Below are 19,168 nucleotides of genomic sequence, written 5' to 3' on the forward strand. Positions count from 1 at the left end.
AAGATGATTCGCATTTTACATGGGGAATCCGTCAAAAAATTGGATCAGCTTCACATAGAGAGAAGTGGTGAATCCGGTTATGAATTAATGGAGCGAGCTGCTCAAGGGTTTTGTGATTGGTTTTTGGGAAAAGACTTTGATAGGACCAAAGACATCTTTGTATTTGCGGGAGCGGGTAACAATGGAGGAGACGGATTTGCGATTGCTAGACTTTTGTCTGAAAGAGGTTGGAAGGTAAATGTTGTTGCCTGCTTTGGTGAAAATTGCATTCTTAGTCCAGATGCTGAAACCAATCTTGAAAAACTTCCTAAAGAGGATAGTTTGATTAATTGGAAAGTCTTTTCAACTTCTAAAGATGCGATTTTTATTGATGCCTATTTGGGTGTGGGTTTGAAGGGAGAGCTTCGGCCAGAGGCACGTGAAATTATTCAAAAGTTCAATTCCTTTTCAGGAATCAAAATAGCAGTCGATATTCCAAGTGGGTTACAGTCTGAGGGATTGGGAGGTTCAGATGTTGCAAAAGCTGATTATACCATCACTTTTGCCTTTCCAAAGCTTGCGCTTTTGCTTCCTGAGAATGCAAATCTAGTAGGCGAACTGGAGGTCGTGGATATTGGAATTAATGAATCTCTTTATCAGGAGTTCGATTCTGATTATTTCTTTGTTCAGCGAAAAGATTTGCTCCCTTTACATCGAAAGTTTAATCGCTTTTCCCACAAAGGAGATTTTGGTAAGATTTTGTTGGTAGGAGGGAGTCCCGGAAAAATGGGAGCAATGGTAATTGCCTCAAGAAGTGCTCTGCGAACAGGTGCTGGATTGGTGACTATTCATATCGAAGAGACCGAAAGAGAGATAATTCAGACGGCTGTTCCAGAAGCTATGGCATCTTGGGGACTGATCGCAAATCCAGAATACTATGATGCAATTGGAGTAGGTCCGGGCTGGGGAATAGAACAGCGGAAATTATTACTCGAATCCATATTCAAGAATTTTCCAAAACCCATGGTTTTGGATGCGGATGCTTTGAATGTACTTTCCCGAAATCCAGAATTGTTGGAAAAGATCCCAGTTAATTCAATTTTAACTCCCCATATCGGTGAGTTTGAGCGATTAGTAGGAAAGGCTGAAAATCATCTCGAACGGATAATTCAATCAAAAGACTTTGCTGAAAAGTATCAAATCGTCCTAGTGCTCAAAGGTGCCAATACCCTGATTTCTTTACCCGATGGAAGACAATTATTTAATAGTTCAGGGTCTCAATTTATGGCGACTGGAGGTTCAGGTGATGCCTTGACTGGGATGTTGACAGCTTATCTGGGGATGGGATATTCACCAGAAAATGCGGCTATCTGTGGGGTATATCATCATGGTTTGGCTGGGGAATTAGCTGGTGAATTGAAAAAAAGGGGAACAATGGCCTCAGATATTATTGAAAAGATTCCTGAAACATATCGCATGCTAGGAATTGAATAATTTATTCTATCGGTCGAAAAATAAAAGAGAAACACAGTAAACTATACTCATGAAAATGAGGTTTTGGGCTAAAGTATTTTTATGAATAAAGAAAAATTACTGCTTTGGACATTGGCAGCGATCAATTTTATCCACATCGTGGATTTTATGATTCTGATGCCGCTTGGCCCACAGTTGATGCGGATTTTTGAAATTTCTCCCAGTGAGTTTGGTCTTTTGGTTTCTTCCTACACCTTTAGCGCAGGAGTTTCGAGTTTCTTTGGAGCCTTCTTTTTGGATCGGTTTGATCGGAAACAAATTCTCCTTTGGGTTTATGTGGGATTTACCATTGCGACCTTAGGCTGTGCGCTTTCACCCAGCTATTTCATATTATTAATGGCACGAATCCTATCGGGACTTTTTGGGGGATTGACCTCTGCTTTGATTTTAGCAATTATTGGAGATGTAATTCCCGATGTCAGAAGGGGAAGAGCAATGGGTTTGGTAATGGCCGCATTTTCTGTTGCCTCGGTTTTAGGCGTTCCTTTGGGTTTGTTTTTGGCGGGTTTATCCGATTGGCATACCCCATTCTTCATATTGACAGCACTTTCCTTTATTAGTCTGGGAATGATTTTCAAATTTATTCCAAGCATCTCAGGTCATTTGGAGCAAGAACTTCAGCGCCCACATCCTATGGTAGTGGTACGTCGAGTGACTAGTAATCCCAATCAAATGCGTGCAATCACCCTTTCAGTGATGATGATGTTTGGTCAGTTTATGATCATTCCTTTTTTGAGTCCTTACACGGTAGCTAATGTGGGATTTACGGAGTTACAGCTGACATACATTTACATGGCAGGAGGCGCTTTTACCATCTTCACTTCTCCTTGGGTGGGTAAAATGTCGGATAAATATGGGAAGCTTCGAATATTCACCATTTTCATGACTTTGAATGTAATCCCGATCGCGATTATCACGCATTTGGGAGTCACTCCAATTCCTTTTGTGTTGATGGTTTCGACCATGTTCTTTGTGACTTCAAATGGGCGCTATGTCCCAGCTGCGGCCATCATCACAGGTACTGCAAAGCCCGAAAATCGGGGTAGTTTTTTGAGTTTTAATTCAGCGATTCAACAATTAGCAACTGGTCTCGCTTCCTTAATTGCAGGGATGATAATCGGGGAAAATGCAGCAGGAGAATTAACCAATTATAATATTGTCGGCTATTTAGCGATCGGATTTAGCCTTCTTTGTATTCCATTGGCAAGGCGAGTGAAGGTGGTTAGCTAACCCTTTTTTCCTTTTGATTTATGGAAATTTTCAACATATTAATCAGTTCGTAATCATTCATTAATGGAGGTTCAAACTGAAAATTGTCCTGCTTGTGGCACAATTCTAAAAGGCCAGTTTTGCCATGAGTGCGGTGAGAAAAAGCTCAGCTCTCGAGATAAAAGCCTCAGTCATTTTTTTGAAGAATTGATTGCTTCAATTTTTGTGGCGGATGGGAAATTTTTCAAAACAATTAAACTTCTTGTAACGCAACCAGGTGAATTGACTCAATCATTTATAAAGGGGGTGAGAAAAAAATACCTCTCTCCGGTTCAGCTATTCTTTTTTGCAAACCTTGTCTATTTCATTTTTCCATTTATTTCTACTTTCAATACTTCCTTATCTATTCAAATGACTGGCTTACCTTACAGTTCTTTGATTCGACCCATTGTGGAGCAAAGAGTTGAGAAAATGGACATTAGCATGGAGGAGTTTAGGCTTAGTTTTGAAAAGAAATCTGAATCCAATGCCAAACTCTTATTAATTGTACTGGTGATTATGCAGGGGGCTGTTTTGAGATTGTTGTATTGGAAGAGAAAGGAGCTGTATTTTTTAGATTTCTTGGCCGAATCAGCTTACTTCTATAGTTTTTATATCCTGATTTTCTTGGTCTTGGTACCAGGGCTTTTTCTCTTTCTGCAAAACTATTTCAGTTCTGGTTTTGGGTGGTTTTTCAATGAGTTTTCTCTCAGTATAATCTTTTTTATTGCCATTTGGGTCTATGGGTTTTTCCAGATGAAGCGAGCCTTCCAAATAACAAATCAGGAGTCTGTTTGGAAAAGTCTAGTTTTATCCATGTGGGTGATTCCAAGCTTTATTATTTATAGATTTATATTGTTTTGGGTCTCCTATTGGATGGTATAAAAAAAGACCTGCACTGAGGCAGGTCTTAAATTTTAAACACCAGAAACGATGGCTTCCGGGTGGATTTTTTTGACTAATCCCTGAAGGACTTTTCCAGGTCCACATTCCACAAATTCAGAGGCACCGTCTTTAACCATGTTTCTTACCGATTGGGTCCATTTTACTGGAGCGGTAAGCTGAGCAATCAAATTGGCTTTGATCTCATTTACATCGGTAACAGCTGTGGTACTTACATTTTGGTAAATTGGGCAAGTGCCTTGATTGAAGGAAGTATTCTCAATTGCCTTTTGAAGCTTTTCTCGCGCAGGTTCCATCAAAGGAGAGTGGAAAGCTCCTCCAACAGGAAGTGGAAGTGCTCTTTTTGCACCCGCTTCTTTCATTTTTTCGCAGGCAATTTCGATTCCCTTATTGGTTCCGGAGATTACCAATTGACCTGGGCAGTTGTAATTTGCTGGAACGACGATTTCTCCCTCAATGCTCGCGCAGATTTCTTCTACTTTTTCGTCATCCAAACCTAGAATTGCAGCCATGGCGGACGGGTTGATTTCACAAGCCTCCTGCATCGCCATTGCTCGCTGGTAAACGAGTTTTAATCCGTCTTCAAAAGCCAATACTCCATTGGCTACCAAGGCGGAAAACTCCCCCAAGGAATGACCTGCAACCATGTCTGGTTTGAAATCAGGGGTGGTCTTAGCTAAGATTACTGAATGTAGAAAAATAGCAGGTTGCGTCACTTGTGTTTGCTTCAGCTCTTCGGCTGTTCCATCAAACATTACATCAGTGATTCGAAATCCCAGAATGTCATTGGCTTGTTCGAATAATTCCTTTGCCTTTGGATTGTTTTCGTACAAGTCCTTTCCCATTCCTGGGAATTGGGCTCCCTGCCCTGGAAAAACAAATGCTTTCATGTGTTTTAGTTTGGTTGGCACAAATATAGGGCTTTTCCTTCAGGCGGGACTGAATGCTTAGCTAAGTAGCCGCTTAAAAACCTCCTCGTGATTTTCTGAAATCCACCGAATAAATGCCAAGACTGCAGGGGAATGTTTTTTCTGCCGAAGCCAAACTAATTTCCAATCTGCTTCAAGTGGTAGGCCGTCCACTTCGAGAATTTTTATTCTTCCCTCCGGAATTTCTTTTCGCATAGAATATTGGGATAAAATCGTAGCTCCCAACCCCGCCATTACCGCTTGTTTTACGGCCTCATTTGTGGCCAATTCCATTTTACTTTGAATGGTGATATCCCGGTCTTCAAAAAATTTCTCCATCATCACTCGGGTACCCGATCCTTTTTCTCTTAGAATGAATGGGATTTTTTGCCAATTATTTTCCTCGATAAATTTCTGATACTTTTCAGCATTTTCTGGTGAAGCCACCAGGTACCACTTATTGTCTGCCAAGGTTAAGGTTTCCAAGTCCATGTCCTGTGGCGAAATGGATACCAAAGCTAGATCGGTGCTGTTTTCTTCCAGATGAGCAAGAACTTTGTATCGATTGGAAACCTCAAGGCTGATTTCCACATGAGGGTGAAGTTTCATGAATTCAGCCATCAAGTAGGGGATGATGTACTTTCCTGTTGAAACGGAGGAGATTCTAATTTTTCCGGCCAATAAGCCTTTTAACTCCAGCATTCGCTGTTCAATCTGTCCGAGTTCCTCAAAAATCCGATCTGTAATTTCTACCAATTCATTTCCGAATTCGGTAATGTGTACCTTTTTACCGATCATTTCGGTAAGCGGAACATCGAATTGATCCTGAAGATTCTTAAGTTGCATAGACACAGCAGGCTGGGTCATGTCCAATGATTTAGCTGCCTTGGTAATACTCTCGTATTGGGCTACAGCATGAAGCGCTCGAAGTTGATTGAAAGATATATTCATAACTAAAACTGATACAAAAGTATAATACGATCAAAAAAAATTATGTTTCTATTTTATTTAAATTTTTTCTGTAAATCTTTGTGATATGAATTTTGAAATTCTGATAAATAACCTAACTAATCCCAGCTTGCTGTTTTTTGTGTTGGGTATTTTGGCGGTCAAGTTTAAGAGTGATTTAGAAATACCACCTACCTCAGCCAAATTCATTGCCCTTTATTTGATGCTTTCTATTGGGTTTAAAGGAGGTCAGGAACTTTCTCACAGCCATTTTGAAATGTATATTGTTTGGGCCTTGATCTTTGGATTGGTCCTTTCTGCGGCTGTGCCGTTTTATACATTTTTTATCCTCAGGCCTCGTTTAGGCACACCAAATGCTGCTGCAATTTCAGCAGCCTATGGTTCAATTTCAGCAGTGACTTTTGTGGCAGCAGCTTCCTTTTTGGATACGCAAGGGGTGACTTTCGGAGGTCATATGGTAGCAGTAATGGCTTTGATGGAAGCACCGGCAATTATTTCGGGAGTGATTCTGCTGCGGAAATATTCCGACAATAAAACTCCTGGAGGAATTAGGGGAATTATCAAACATGCTTTTACTAATGGTTCGGTGCTTTTGATTTTGGGGAGTTTGGTCATTGGTTTGATTGCAGATGAAAAACAAGCAGAAGGGATAAAGCCTTTCGTTACCGATATTTTCAAAGGCTTTTTGGCGGTATTCCTGTTGGATATGGGAATTAGTAGCGGTAAAAAACTGAAGGCCTTTTTCAAAAACGGTTACTTCTCCACCTTCTTCGCCATCCTAGTTCCTTTGGTTAACGGAAGTATTGTTTCCATCTTGAGTTATTGGATTGTACCGGATGTGGGGGATCGTTTTATTTTCGCAATTCTTGGAGCAAGTGCTTCTTACATTGCTGTACCAGCAGCTATGAAACTAGCGAATCCGGAAGCTGATGAAGGACTTTATATTCCTATGGCATTAGCAATCACATTTCCTTTCAATATTACTTTGGGAATGCCGATTTACTGGATGATTATTCAGGCTTTTTGAGGAAAGTTTTTGGAGAGAGAAATTTCGCTTGTTCTTCTGGAGTTGGAATTCTGCAGGTGTTTTTCTTTCCAAACCAACGATAGCGATTTTTTCCTATCCAATCATAAATAGGGTCTCTTAGCCAGCTTGGAAAAATAATAAAGCCATAAAATAAAGGCCAAAGTCCACTTAAATGCCTTGCGATTTTTAATACGGCTGTGCTTCGATAAAAAATTTGATCGTTCTCCAAGAGAATAAGAGAATCTAAATAATCGGGCTTTACCGAATGCTTTGACAATATTTTTCTCGAAAAATCATCTTGTAAAGCACCTACAAGAAAGCGATTGTTTTTATCCCTTTGAATAATAAAATCGATGGAGCTATTGCAGAGATTGCATACTCCATCGAAGAAAATTATAGATTTGGATTCATTCATCGAAGAATCTGAATGGTTCCCTTCAGTTCTTGTTCTTTTTGGCTTGGATCCAACACATCAAAGGTGACTTTTCCGGAGTAGAAGTAGGTACCGGCTGGTAGATCATTTCCATTTTGGTCTTTTCCATCCCAGCGGATAAATACGTCATTTTCGGAAGACTCAAGACTGTTGTATCTGAATACCTCAGCGCCCCAACGATTGACAATAAAAATTTCCACACCAAGAACGAAACGAGGGCATTGGGAGAATGGATTGTCAAAGGCGATGAAGGTGTCGTTCAGACCATCTCCATTCGGCGTGAAGGCATTCGGAAGTTCATAGAAAGGACAATTGTCTACGCAGACTATATTGCTTGGTTCACTTTCATTGCCTGAGCGATCAATAGCAGTGATGTAGTAACAACCTCGGAACGTAGTTAGATTGGAAATACGGGTTGATAATTCCAAAGAACTGAGTTCGGCAATGAGATTAAACTGTCCTTCTTCACCATCTGGTGTGTAATACAATCTGTATCCAGAAAGCTCATCATCACATTCTCCAGAGAAGTCAGGCTCCCAGCTTAAATCATGATAGAAGGTATTGGTGTTACATGGTTGTTCTGCTAAGTACTCCGAGCAAACTGGCCCATCAAAGGTCAATACTGGCGGACAAGGAAGGCGATTGTCATCTGGTTTTGCACAGACAATTTGGGATTTGTTTTCCAGAGGATATACCAATCCTGCCACATTGTAAGCGCCCTTTGTCACTACATAATAGCAGTATTCGATTTCCCGTTCGAGTGGAACACCATTGAAACTTCCGTCATCTAGGAATGTGAATCCATTTTGGGTGACATCCACCTCAGCAATCAATTCAAAAGTGTCTGCATCTTGAGCATTGGCATCGGTTCTGTTTCGATAGACTTCGTGCTTGTATTCACCGATTGAATTGTTCCATGGAACTTCAAAAGTCCAATTGAGTTCAATTGCTTGATTGATGATCGTTGGCTCAAGTCTGACAGTGGAAGCGGTCGACGAAGTGTCTATTTTGGTGCCGTTATCTAGAAGAACGACCTTGTAATTATATACCAAGTCTTCCGTGTTCAAGCCAGTATCTGTAAATAGTGTATCGCTTGTTATTCCCAAACTGGTTCTATTATTTGATCCAGAGAACCCATCTTGTCGAATAAGTTCATAGCTATATGGTCCGGGGAACTGTATAGTATCGATGTCATAGGGCGGGGTCCATTTTACAAAAATCTCCCCATTCTGCTCATCTGTCTCCTCGATGCTGACATTGGTGATGATTGGAACGTCTACATCGATTGTGATACAGATTTCTTCAGATACAATACTTTCTCCTAGTCTAGGCTCTGGGAAAGCTGCTACCAATCGGTAGCAATAGGTGTTGCCTGGAGCTAGGCCTTCTCCTCCATTCAAATCGGTGAAACTGAAGGTTTCCATGTCAGTAATTCCAATCAACTCGTAGCCTGGACGAATTCCCGTCTCACAACTATCTGGCACATAAGGGTCAGAATTGATTCTTCTCCAGATTTGCATTTCGCTGGCGGAATTTCCACAGACATATGGATCCCAGTTGAGTTCAACTGTTCTTCCGGTTTGTTGCTCTAGGTCATCCCATACTGGAGGTGGGCCAATTACTTTGATTCTCCAAGTTCGAATATCCACCAAGGAAGGGCCGGATTGAGGTTGATCTGTGATTCGTACTCGTACATCGTATTCTCGAGCGCGAACGTGGTTGCAGACAGTTTGCCAAGAAAAATCTACGATTCCCGGTGAACTTTGGAATGTTGGTTCAGGGCTATAGGAAGCAGGAGAGGTGGTTATTTCCATCGGCTCACCAAAAACCTCAATTATGATAGGATCACCATCAGGATCTTGACCCTGAATAATTTCTTCGATAAGCGTACCTGCTTCTACACAAAGATCGGGCGGAAGGATTAATTCAGGTCTTCTGTTATTGGAGTTTTCGATAATGATTTGCATGTCTCGGACCACATATCCGATTTGAGTCCAAACTCCATCAAGTTTTCTAAATTCTTTAATTCTGAAGGCCACGTTAAACTGTCCCGCCGTGCCTGGGGCATCCCAAATCAAATCTCCGAAAAGCTCATCTATAGAAAATAGAGCTGGTGTGGCTCCTGATTCCTGATTGGTAGAGAACTCAGCGACATTGGGGTCACGATAATTATTTACTGGCCGCTGAAAAGCCTGCTTAGGGATATCCAATTCATAAGCCAAGCTATCTCCATCAGGATCATAGGCTCCTGGATTGTGGATGAATCGAACATTAACAGCTCCATTATCCACCGGAGGAATCGTAAGAACAGGGGAATTATTTACACCAATAAAAGGATCAATGGTGATTTGAGTCTCTACATAAAAAGGCGTATCGACCGAATTGTCCATGTTCAGAGTCAAGTCATTTCGATTGAATTCCTGAAAACGGATGGTGTAAGTTCCAGGTCCTTGGAAAGTATGCGTAATGACAAAAGTGTTTTTTTCTACTTGAGGCGCTACAAGTTCCACCAATGAAAAATCGCTCTCTGTGTTGAGCTGTTCCTCTCTTCCATCACCAAAGTTTATCACCCCTGGTCCGAAAACTACATTGGATCGGGTATCCGTATATCCGACTACGGTGATTCGGTATGTTAATGTTTGGACGGAAATCCGTTCGGCAATGATCTCACCAGCTCGAATATGGGTTGCCCATGCCTCATTGATGGCAAGTAGTAAGAAGAAAAAAAATGCTAAGGAATATTTCAGCTTCATAATTTTTCAGTTTCCTATGATAATCAAAACTCCTTATCGACACGAAAGGTTGGAGTTAATCAAACGTAGGTTTTTTTAGCTCTATACGAAATAAATGGAAGTAAGTAGAAATTCTGCTTAAAATCAAACAATAAAATTGAACAGGCTGTTGATCCAGCAACAATTTAGCGTAAAATGAGTAGAATTTTCAAAAATTATTTAGAACGTTTTAAAATAACTTAGGGCTTTACGAATGGATTGTTTGCTAGCTGTCGGAGGCGTAAATTTGGTCCCGGTATAGAAATAAGACATTCGTTTTAACAAAAGAAAAATTCTATGAGCTGGGTTACAAAAACCTTAAGTAGCACCTTGGGAAGAAAGCTGTTCATGGCTTTGACAGGTCTCTTCCTCATCCTGTTTTTGACAGGCCACGTATCTGGTAACATGTTATTGTTCAAAGGAGATGGTGGTGAGGCATTTAATAAATATGCCCAATTTATGACCACTAATCCGGCGGTGAAGATTTTGTCTTACCTGACATACATCTCCGTAATCGCCCACGTGATTTATTCGATTCTCCTTACTCGCAAGAACAAGTCAGCCAGACCAGTGGGCTATGCTGAGTCAAAAGCATCTACCAATTCTGCCTGGTCTTCCAGAAATATGGGAGTCTTGGGCACCATCATTCTAATTTTCTTAGTTGTGCACATGCAGGGATTTTGGGCTAAGATGCACTGGGGAGATATGCCGATGGTGACCTATGAGGGAGAAACTTACAAGGATCTTTATCAGATTGTTCAGTTTGCATTCCAAAATGAAATTTTGGTAGCGGGCTATGTGATTGCGATGGGCTTCCTAAGTTTTCACTTGTCCCATGGTTTTGCCAGTGCTTTTCAAACACTAGGCTTGAACCATGTGAAGTATTCTCCAGCTATCGAATTGATCGGAAGAATATACTGCATCGTGGTGCCGGTTTTATTTGCCAGCATGCCACTTTATATTTATTTCACTAGCTAATCCATCGTCTTTTATGATACTAGATTCCAAAATACCAGCCGGTCCTTTGGCGGAAAAATGGACCAAGCATAAGTTTAACATGAAGCTGGTCAATCCGGCGAATAAAAGAAAGTACGAGGTAATCGTGGTGGGTACTGGCTTGGCAGGTGCTTCCGCTGCAGCTTCTTTGGCTGAGTTGGGGTACAATGTAAAAGCCTTCTGTTTCCAAGACAGCCCAAGAAGAGCGCACTCTATTGCTGCTCAGGGAGGTATCAACGCCGCGAAAAACTATCAAAATGACGGAGACTCAATCTTCCGTTTATTTTATGATACAATTAAAGGAGGAGACTACCGTGCAAGAGAAGGTAACGTTTACCGTCTTGCTGAAGTCTCTGTAAATATCATCGATCAATGTGTTGCTCAGGGTGTTCCTTTTGCACGCGAATATGGAGGTCTTTTGGCTAACCGATCCTTCGGGGGTGCGCAGGTTTCCAGAACTTTCTACGCTCGTGGTCAAACCGGACAGCAATTGCTTTTGGGTGCTTACTCTGCATTGAGCCGTCAGGTAGCCAATGGAAAAGTGAAGCTTTATCCACGTACCGAAATGATGGACGTAGTTGTCATCGATGGACATGCGAGAGGTATCGTTACACGAAATTTGATTACCGGTGCAATTGAAACCCATGCAGCCCATGCAGTTCTTCTTTGTACTGGTGGTTATGGAAACGTATTCTTCCTTTCCACGAATGCGATGGGATCGAACGTAACTGCTGCTTGGAGAGCGCACAAGCGTGGAGCGTATTTCGCCAACCCATGCTACACCCAGATTCACCCAACATGTATTCCAGTTTCAGGTGATCATCAGTCCAAATTGACTTTGATGTCTGAGTCTCTTCGAAATGACGGACGTGTTTGGGTTCCTGCAACAGTGGAAATGGCCGAGAAGCTTCGCAAGGGACAAATCAAGGCTAATGATATTCCAGAAAACGAGCGGGATTATTATTTAGAAAGAAAATATCCATCATTTGGTAACCTTGTTCCTCGAGACGTAGCGTCCAGAAATGCTAAATACGTTTGTGACGAAGGTCGAGGAGTGAATGAAACCGGTGAAGCAGTATTCCTGGATTTCCGAGATGCGATCAAAAGAGACGGAGAAGATGTGATTCGGGCGAAGTATGGAAACCTCTTCGATATGTATCAGCAAATCACCGGAGAAAATCCATACCAAGTACCAATGAAGATTTATCCTGCTGTTCACTACACCATGGGTGGGCTTTGGGTAGATTATAATTTGATGACAACTATCCCGGGCTTGTACGCATTAGGTGAAGCTAACTTCTCTGATCACGGTGCAAACCGATTGGGAGCTTCCGCTTTGATGCAAGGTCTAGCAGATGGATATTTCGTGATTCCTTACACTGTTGGGGATTACCTAGCACAAATTGGTACCAAGCCAGTGGATGCAAATCATCCTGAATTCGAAAAAACTGCTCAAGAGGTAAAAGATAGAATTCAAAAACTATTGAGCATCAATGGTTCCAAGTCGGTGGACTATTTCCACAAAAAGCTTGGAAAGATCATGTGGAATGAATGCGGCATGGCTCGTACTGCTGAAGGTCTGAAAAAGGCGAAGCAGGAAATTCGCGAGTTAAGAGCTGAATTCTGGAAGGATGTAAAAGTTTTGGGAGAGAACGAAGAACTCAACCAAACACTTGAAAAAGCACATCGAGTAGCAGATTTCCTTGAATTGGGAGAATTGATGATTGATGATGCTTATCACAGAAATGAATCCTGTGGAGGTCACTTCCGAGAAGAATATCAGACCGCTGATGGGGAAGCACTACGTGACGATGAAAACTTCGCATACGTAGCTGCTTGGAAGTATACAGGAGATGGACAAGATGAGGAGCTTAATAAAGAGCCTCTCGAGTTTGAAAATGTGAAGTTGACCCAGCGTTCTTATAAATAATCAAGACAAAAATTCATGGTAATATGAAATCGAGCATGATGGAAATATCAATAGAACACGATAATACAATCCATGCGAGATTCCATGTGACCTTTGAAATTTAAAAGACACACACATGAAACTGACATTAAAAGTTTGGAGACAAAAAAATAAAGCCGATCAAGGTGGTTTTGTCACCTATCCAATAGATGGAATTTCCAAAGACATGTCCTTTTTGGAGATGATGGACGTGCTCAACGAAGAATTGACCGAAAAAGGTGAGGATCCTATCCATTTTGATCATGACTGTCGAGAAGGTATCTGCGGGATGTGTTCGCTTTACATCAATGGAAAGCCACATGGCCCTCAGCAGACTACTACTTGCCAGCTTCATATGCGCTCTTTCAGTGATGGAGATACAATCACCATTGAGCCTTGGAGAGCGAAAGCCTTCCCTGTAGTTAAGGACTTGGTGGTAGATCGTTCAGCCTTTGACAGAATCATCCAGGCAGGTGGATATGTATCCGTTAATACAGGTGGGGTACCTGATGCCAATGAGATTCCAATCCCTAAAAAGATTGCGGATGAGGCTTTTGACGCAGCAACTTGTATTGGATGTGGAGCTTGTGTAGCAGCTTGTAAAAATGCTTCTGCTATGCTCTTTACTTCAGCTAAAATTTCCCAATTGGCTATGTTGCCTCAAGGGCAGGTAGAGCGTAAGGAGCGAGCAGAAAAGATGATTGCACAAATGGATGCAGAAGGATTTGGTGCTTGTACCAACACAGGTGCTTGTGCTGCCGAATGTCCAAAGGGTATTTCTCTATCCAACATCGCTCGAATGAACAGAGAATATTTCTCTGCTGTTGTGAGCAGCGAAAACATGTAAGATTTTTTCTAATTCATATGAAAAGCCGGAGTAATCCGGCTTTTTTTATTTTTTCACTATTCTAATCTAAAATTGGATTATTGTATCAAATTTTCCCAAAAAACCCAATTTTATTTCATTTTTGGCCTTAGTTTATTAACTTTAAAAAATTATATTCTAAATCAAATTGATACAAATCCCCTTAAATAATGCATTGGATAGATCTGGTGATCTTCGTTTTTTATATGCTAATAATGCTCGGTGTAGGCTTCTATTTTATGAGAAAGAACACCGGACAGGAAGACTATTATGTAGGGGGTAGGAGTATTGGGGCTTGGCACATTGGGCTATCTGTGGTAGCCACGGATGTAGGTGGAGGATTTTCGATTGGACTAGGAGGATTAGGTTTTGCCTTGGGGCTTTCCGGATCTTGGATGCTTTTTACAGGTCTTTTGGGTGCATGGATTGCTGCAGTTTTATTGATACCTAGAGTTAAATCAGATGCAGCATTTTCTAAGTTTTTCACTTTCCCCCAAATTATGGGGCACTTGTATAATTCCACCACAGCAAAAGTAGCTGCAATCATCTGTTTTTTGGGCTATTTAGGATTTACGGCTTCTCAGCTTTTGGCAGGAGCCAAATTAGCCTCAGGTACATTTGAAGCTTTAGATATTTCCACAGCCCTTCTGATAATGGGAGTAATTGCTGTAGTATATACTGTTATGGGCGGTTTGAAAGCTGTGATTTATACCGACACTGTGCAATGGATCATTTTGATGCTGGGATTGATGCTAATCGGAATTCCTATGGCTTATAGTTACGTAGGGGGTTGGAAAGAAATCGAGGCTACGCTTCCTCCTGAGTTTTTTTCATTTTCCAATCTGACCTGGCAAGATTTGGTGAATTGGGGGATTACCATTATCCCGATCTGGTTTGTAGGTATGACACTCTATCAGCGCATTTTTGCTGCGAGAGATACTAAGTCGGCAAAAAAGGCATGGTTTATCGCCGGTTTATTTGAGTGGCCCATTATGGCCTTTATGGGAGTTTCTTTGGGTTTGCTTGCTCGTGTAGCCGTAGAGCAGGGAATTTTGGAAGGAGCTTCAGCTAGCATGGATCCTGAAATGGGATTGCCGATTTTGTTAAGTCAAATCCTTCCCGCAGGAATACTCGGACTAATGATGTCTGCCTATTTTTCTGCAGTTTTATCTACTGCTGATTCTTGCCTGATGGCAGCTTCTGGTAACCTGACAACGGACTTGATGGGAAAGGTAATCGGCAAATGGTCTCACCGAGCTGAAGTTCGGATTTCTCAGTGGATCACCCTCGCTATTGGGGCTGTGGCACTTTTATTGGCTTGGCAAATGAACGAAGTTCTGAGTTTGATGTTGTATTCATATGCCTTTATGGTTTCCGGCTTGCTGGTCCCCGTCATCTTTGGTCTCTTTTTCAACAAAAGCAACCCAAAGGCTGCCATTAGTTCTATGGTTATGGGAGGAGGGCTTACGGCTGGACTGACCTTTGTAAACATAGAAATGCCATTAGGTCTAGATCCGAATATTTTCGGTCTTTTGCTTTCCTTGATGACCTTTCTCTTGATTGATAAACTTGAACCTCAAACAAAAACTAAAAAACATAGATATGCTAAAATTTGAAACCCTCTCCGCAATTGATAATGCCACCTTTCTTCAGAAAAATGAGATTGCAGATTTTCTGGTAAAGCACTTGGGGAAGTACGGGGATCCTAAGGAACATATCATGAAATGCTTGGATTATGCGCTGGACCACAGCTTACACGCGGGTGGTTTTGTGATCATTGCGAGGGAAAATGGGAAAATCGTCGGAGCCTTGGTGATGAATCATACCGGAATGTCTGGGTATATTCCTGAAAATATTTTGGTATATATCGCAGTAGATGCTGCTCAGCGGGGAAAAGGTATCGGTGCGAAAATCATGGAAAAAGCCTTGAAACTTGCAAAAGGCGATGTTGCTCTCCATGTGGAGCCTGATAATCCTGCCAAGCGACTTTACGAGCGACTTGGATTTACAAATAAGTATCTGGAAATGAGATTGCAGAAGTAAAATGGCCTACCTAACACTCAATAAAACCAAACTCAAAGAAAACTATGAATTCCTGAAAAAAATCTTTCAGGAAAATGAAGTCGCTTGGGGGGTGGTTTCTAAATTATTGTGTGGAAACCGCCTTTACTTACAAGAACTAATAAACCTTGGTGTTACTGAAATTCACGATAGTCGAATTAGTAATTTGGCTATGGTAAAGCGGCTGAATCCCGATGTGCAGACTGTATACATCAAACCTGTGTCCAAACGGAATGTTGGTAAAATGGTGGAGTTTGCTGATGTCAGCTTAAATAGTGAATTGGAAACCATTCACTGGATTAGTGAAGAGGCTGTTCTCCAGAATAAAAACCATAAAATCATCATTATGGTGGAGACCGGAGATCTTCGCGAGGGGGTAATGGGAGAGCAATTGATTGATTTTTACTCTCAAGTTTTCAATTTGCCAAATATTGAAGTGATTGGCTTAGGTACCAATTTGAATTGCCTTAATGGCGTGATGCCTTCTACCGACAAACTCATTCAACTGTCTTTGTATAAGCAGATCATTGAACTGAAATTCAATAAGAAAATCCCATGGGTTTCAGCAGGTACTTCTGTGACCATTCCCTTGATGTTGACCCATCAATTACCGAAAGGCGTCAATCACTTTCGGGTAGGAGAGACCTTGTTTTTTGGAGTAGACTTGTTTGAGGAAAAGGTTATAGAAGGGATGCATGGGGATGTGTTTGAACTTCATGCTGAGATTATTGAAATGCAGGAAAAACCGATGGTTCCTGTTGGTAATCTTGCTGCAAATCCTCAAGGCGAGGTGGCTGAGATTGATGAAGACCTTTACGGAAGAACCTCCTTTAGAGCGATTGTGGATATTGGGCTTCTTGATGTAGATCCCAAATATCTAATCCCAGTGGATAATTCTATTGAAATTTTGGGCGCAAGCTCGGATATGCTGATTATGAATTTGGGAGATAACCCCAATAAGTACAAGGTAGGCGATATCCTGACTTTTGACTTAAAATACATGGGGGCTTTGGGAATCCTAAACTCCAACTACGTCGACAAGAAAGTCATCAGTTAGGGCTGGATTCCATGGAATTGATCCAAGCTCGGATCAACTCAACTCCTTCCTGATGGATCGTAGTTCTACCAATCTCTGGCATAGCAACTCCGACTTCAGTGCTTTTCATTCGGTGAATCAAGATAGATTCGTCTGCTTTTCCCGGTACGATGTCAAACTGAAAACTTCCCGCTCCATTTCCCGCAGCAACCGGCGTTTTGTTTATCCCTAATTTGAGCGGATCATTTTGATCATAACCTAAGAAAAGCCCGGAGGTGGAAGCAGGACCTTCTTCCCGATGGCAATGGGCACAATTAATATCCAAATAGGCTTTTGCTCGTTCTGCTAAGGGAAGACTTTCATTGGAATAATCAACCATTTTAGGATGTCGATTTTCGCCTAAAAACCCTTCGAGTTTTCCCTCATTAGCCCAAAAAGCCAGTTGATTAACGGACTCTCCTTTTATCTTCTTTTCTGAGTTAAGATGCTTGACTTCGACTCCAAGAGGATCGAGTTTTTCATTCTTATTATGACAAGTTTTGCACTGGTTTTTATTGGGAATCAGGTAATTGATGACCTGGTTCTTGCCATTTTCATCTTGATATTTTACTTGCGTTTCGCCTCCAACTACTTTTAGTACGGCATCGGTTTGGCTATCATTCCAAATGTAAGGAAAGGCTTCCCAGCCATTTGCTTGATGAATCATCAAGCGGGTTTCAATAATTCGTCTATCTCCAGTTGGTTTGGAAAAATCCTCTGGGTAGTAAAAGTTCTTTATTAAAATAGACCCGACAGGTAAATCCAATTCATCCCCTGAAATTTTTGCTTTTTCTCCTTCTGGCATCCAGACGAACCTGGATTTGTGGGCGTAATCGGTGAATAGGGAAGAGGCTGGTTCGTAGGGGATTAGTTCTTCAATGGGTGAAAGATTTTTCAGATCTCCTTCAAAAAACCCATAGGTTGATAGCCATCGATATGGTAAATCCCCATCTGCTTCTTCTGACTCTTTTTGAGGATCAAATGCAGTTTTGGATTCCTCACTTGATTCTGTTTTACAGGCAGAAAAAGCAAGCAAGAAAAGAATTCCTATGATGCAGAAGATAGAATTGATTTTCCTTTTCATCGGCTTGCAATTTCAGTTACATCCGTCTGAACAGACACGTTGCATTTAGTAAAAGGAGCTGCTTCTGCAAAACTTTGAATGTCATCCTCTCCCCGGCTCAGGTCAAAACGAGTGAACAAAAGATCTTGAATTCCCGGTTCGGAAATACAGATATTCATTGGATTTTCTTCAATATCATTTCCTCTGCCTTCATCAAAAATCCCATCATATACAATATCCTGTGTTTTCGCTTTTCCATGAGCATTATACAAACTGATCAACTGCCCCAATTCACGGGTCAAATCAGGCATGCCTTTGCTTCGATCGTAAGCATTGTCATGAATGTAAATATCCGAGGTGTAAGGTGACCAATTGGGGGCATCGGTTGGGAATCCTGTGATCTGATAACTGGCAACTGCGACACCCACTGTTTTATTTCGTAATATCTCATTATCAAAAACCTCTACCTCTTTGGCCGCCAAAAGGACAACTCCAGAGCCTGGAGGAATCATCGTGACGGTATTGCCGTTTGGTCCTTCACCAATAGGAGTCGCGAAGTTTTTATGGTTGTTTTCGATGATCCGGTTGTTGTAAATTTTCGTTCCTTTTCCATCGGATTTTGGAAGACCAGGAAGATTGAAAACCAAAATCCCTCCGGAATTATTTCTTGCTGTATTTCCGAAAACTTCAGCATTATCACAGTTTTCGATTTCTATCCCTGCCACATTACCATAGGCCAAAGAATTTTTGACAATGATATTTTCAGATTGCCCTACATAGATGCCTGCATCACGTGAATGGGCTGCAATACATTCATCAATCATCACATTTTTGCACTGCACGGGGTAGAGTGCATAGGTTCCGTTTTTGGATTTATTTCCATGAGTCCAAGTGACATGGACTTTGCGAAGGGTCAGGCCATCTGTATGCTGAGCTTTGATTCCATCCCCTGGTGCATCTTCTATGGTTAAGTCTTCAACGGTGATGTTTTTACCCACAATCTTCATCCCCTCGCCGCCGGTTTTCAAATTCCGAAAGGAAAGCACCGTTTTTGTCATCCCTGCGCCTTTGATGGTGATATTTTCCTTGCTATCCAGGATTAATTGCGTCTTCAAATCAAAAAAGCCTTCACCAATCTCAATGGTTTGATTGTTTTCGGCCATGATAAAATCTTCAACCACCCCTTCCACTTCTTCTGCAGTTCGCCTAGGAAGTAAACTCGAGTCAAAAAGCTGTTCATGGCTTGTTTCTCTACATGCCTGAATGAGTAGAATAAAAAGAAGTAAAAAGGGAAGAGCAAAGGACTTTTTCATAGTGGGCGGGTTTATTGGGAAGGTTAATTTCAAATCTAAGTTTTTCCCCTGAACCCTGCCTTGACAAAAGTCAAAA

General features: G+C 41.5%; 16 protein-coding genes. 10 read left to right on the top strand and 6 right to left on the bottom strand.

Annotated features, from left to right (window positions below; translation table 11 throughout):
- The first annotated feature begins 3 nt into the window (after positions 1-3).
- The 3 genes from NY014_RS14945 (at position 4) to NY014_RS14955 (ending at position 3,645) form a co-directional block, all read left to right on the top strand.
- The gene (locus NY014_RS14945) at positions 4-1,473 is read left to right on the top strand and encodes an NAD(P)H-hydrate dehydratase (RefSeq protein ID WP_259415349.1); all 1,470 of its coding nucleotides are present in this window, start codon (positions 4-6) and stop codon (positions 1,471-1,473) included.
- An 81-nt stretch (positions 1,474-1,554) separates the two neighbouring features.
- A complete protein-coding gene (locus NY014_RS14950) occupies positions 1,555-2,742 on the top strand; it encodes an MFS transporter (protein ID WP_259415350.1) in 1,188 nt (395 codons plus the stop codon).
- Positions 2,743-2,805: 63 nt separating this feature from the next.
- Complete coding sequence (locus NY014_RS14955) at positions 2,806-3,645, top strand: DUF3667 domain-containing protein (RefSeq protein WP_259415351.1); 840 nt, start codon at positions 2,806-2,808, stop codon at positions 3,643-3,645.
- Positions 3,646-3,677: 32 nt separating this feature from the next.
- Here NY014_RS14955 and fabD read toward each other — a convergent pair whose 3' ends face one another.
- Positions 3,678-4,553, bottom strand: coding sequence for an ACP S-malonyltransferase (gene fabD, locus NY014_RS14960; protein WP_259415352.1), 876 nt, complete (start codon positions 4,551-4,553; stop codon positions 3,678-3,680).
- A 57-nt stretch (positions 4,554-4,610) separates the two neighbouring features.
- Positions 4,611-5,522 carry a LysR family transcriptional regulator gene (locus NY014_RS14965; protein WP_259415353.1) on the bottom strand — a complete coding sequence of 304 codons (912 nt, stop codon included), beginning with the start codon at positions 5,520-5,522 and terminating at the stop codon, positions 4,611-4,613.
- An 85-nt stretch (positions 5,523-5,607) separates the two neighbouring features.
- On the opposite strand from NY014_RS14965, the gene NY014_RS14970 reads away from it, so the two are divergent.
- On the top strand, positions 5,608-6,567 hold the full coding sequence (locus NY014_RS14970; protein ID WP_259415354.1) for a sodium-dependent bicarbonate transport family permease: 960 nt from the start codon (positions 5,608-5,610) through the stop codon (positions 6,565-6,567).
- Here the strand turns inward: NY014_RS14970 and NY014_RS14975 are convergent.
- Together NY014_RS14975 and NY014_RS14980 are read right to left on the bottom strand one after the other, a co-directional pair.
- Positions 6,551-6,982, bottom strand: a complete 432-nt coding sequence (locus NY014_RS14975; RefSeq protein WP_259415355.1) for a thiol-disulfide oxidoreductase DCC family protein — start codon at positions 6,980-6,982, stop codon at positions 6,551-6,553. The genes NY014_RS14970 and NY014_RS14975 overlap by 17 nt on opposite strands.
- Positions 6,979-9,753, bottom strand: coding sequence for a T9SS type B sorting domain-containing protein (locus NY014_RS14980; protein WP_259415356.1), 2,775 nt, complete (start codon positions 9,751-9,753; stop codon positions 6,979-6,981). The genes NY014_RS14975 and NY014_RS14980 overlap by 4 nt, the downstream gene beginning before the upstream one ends.
- A 315-nt stretch (positions 9,754-10,068) precedes the next feature.
- Between NY014_RS14980 and NY014_RS14985 the strand changes: the two genes are divergently transcribed.
- From NY014_RS14985 to NY014_RS15010, 6 genes are all read left to right on the top strand, one after another.
- On the top strand, positions 10,069-10,749 hold the full coding sequence (locus NY014_RS14985; protein WP_259415357.1) for a succinate dehydrogenase cytochrome b subunit: 681 nt from the start codon (positions 10,069-10,071) through the stop codon (positions 10,747-10,749).
- 13 nt (positions 10,750-10,762) lie between these two features.
- Positions 10,763-12,697 (top strand): fumarate reductase/succinate dehydrogenase flavoprotein subunit, encoded by a 1,935-nt coding sequence (locus NY014_RS14990; RefSeq protein WP_259415358.1) that lies wholly within the window; start codon positions 10,763-10,765, stop codon positions 12,695-12,697.
- Positions 12,698-12,812: 115 nt separating this feature from the next.
- Positions 12,813-13,562, top strand: a complete 750-nt coding sequence (locus tag NY014_RS14995) for a succinate dehydrogenase/fumarate reductase iron-sulfur subunit (RefSeq protein WP_259415359.1) — start codon at positions 12,813-12,815, stop codon at positions 13,560-13,562.
- Positions 13,563-13,750: 188 nt separating this feature from the next.
- Positions 13,751-15,196, top strand: coding sequence for a sodium:solute symporter family protein (locus NY014_RS15000; RefSeq protein WP_259415360.1), 1,446 nt, complete (start codon positions 13,751-13,753; stop codon positions 15,194-15,196).
- Positions 15,183-15,623 (top strand): GNAT family N-acetyltransferase, encoded by a 441-nt coding sequence (locus NY014_RS15005; protein ID WP_259415361.1) that lies wholly within the window; start codon positions 15,183-15,185, stop codon positions 15,621-15,623. Before NY014_RS15000 ends, NY014_RS15005 begins: the two co-directional genes overlap by 14 nt.
- Before the next feature lies 1 nt (position 15,624).
- Positions 15,625-16,698: an alanine/ornithine racemase family PLP-dependent enzyme gene (locus NY014_RS15010; protein WP_259415362.1), complete on the top strand. Its 1,074-nt coding sequence runs from the start codon at positions 15,625-15,627 to the stop codon at positions 16,696-16,698.
- Here NY014_RS15010 and NY014_RS15015 read toward each other — a convergent pair.
- Together NY014_RS15015 and NY014_RS15020 are read right to left on the bottom strand one after the other, a co-directional pair.
- On the bottom strand, positions 16,691-17,800 hold the full coding sequence (locus NY014_RS15015) for an SO2930 family diheme c-type cytochrome (RefSeq protein WP_259415363.1): 1,110 nt from the start codon (positions 17,798-17,800) through the stop codon (positions 16,691-16,693). The genes NY014_RS15010 and NY014_RS15015 overlap by 8 nt on opposite strands.
- Positions 17,797-19,092, bottom strand: a complete 1,296-nt coding sequence (locus NY014_RS15020) for a parallel beta-helix domain-containing protein (RefSeq protein WP_259415364.1) — start codon at positions 19,090-19,092, stop codon at positions 17,797-17,799. The genes NY014_RS15015 and NY014_RS15020 overlap by 4 nt, the downstream gene beginning before the upstream one ends.
- Between the last annotated feature and the right edge of the window lie 76 nt (positions 19,093-19,168).

It is taken from the genome of Algoriphagus limi (assembly GCF_024919275.1).
GTDB classification, from domain to species: domain Bacteria; phylum Bacteroidota; class Bacteroidia; order Cytophagales; family Cyclobacteriaceae; genus Algoriphagus; species Algoriphagus limi.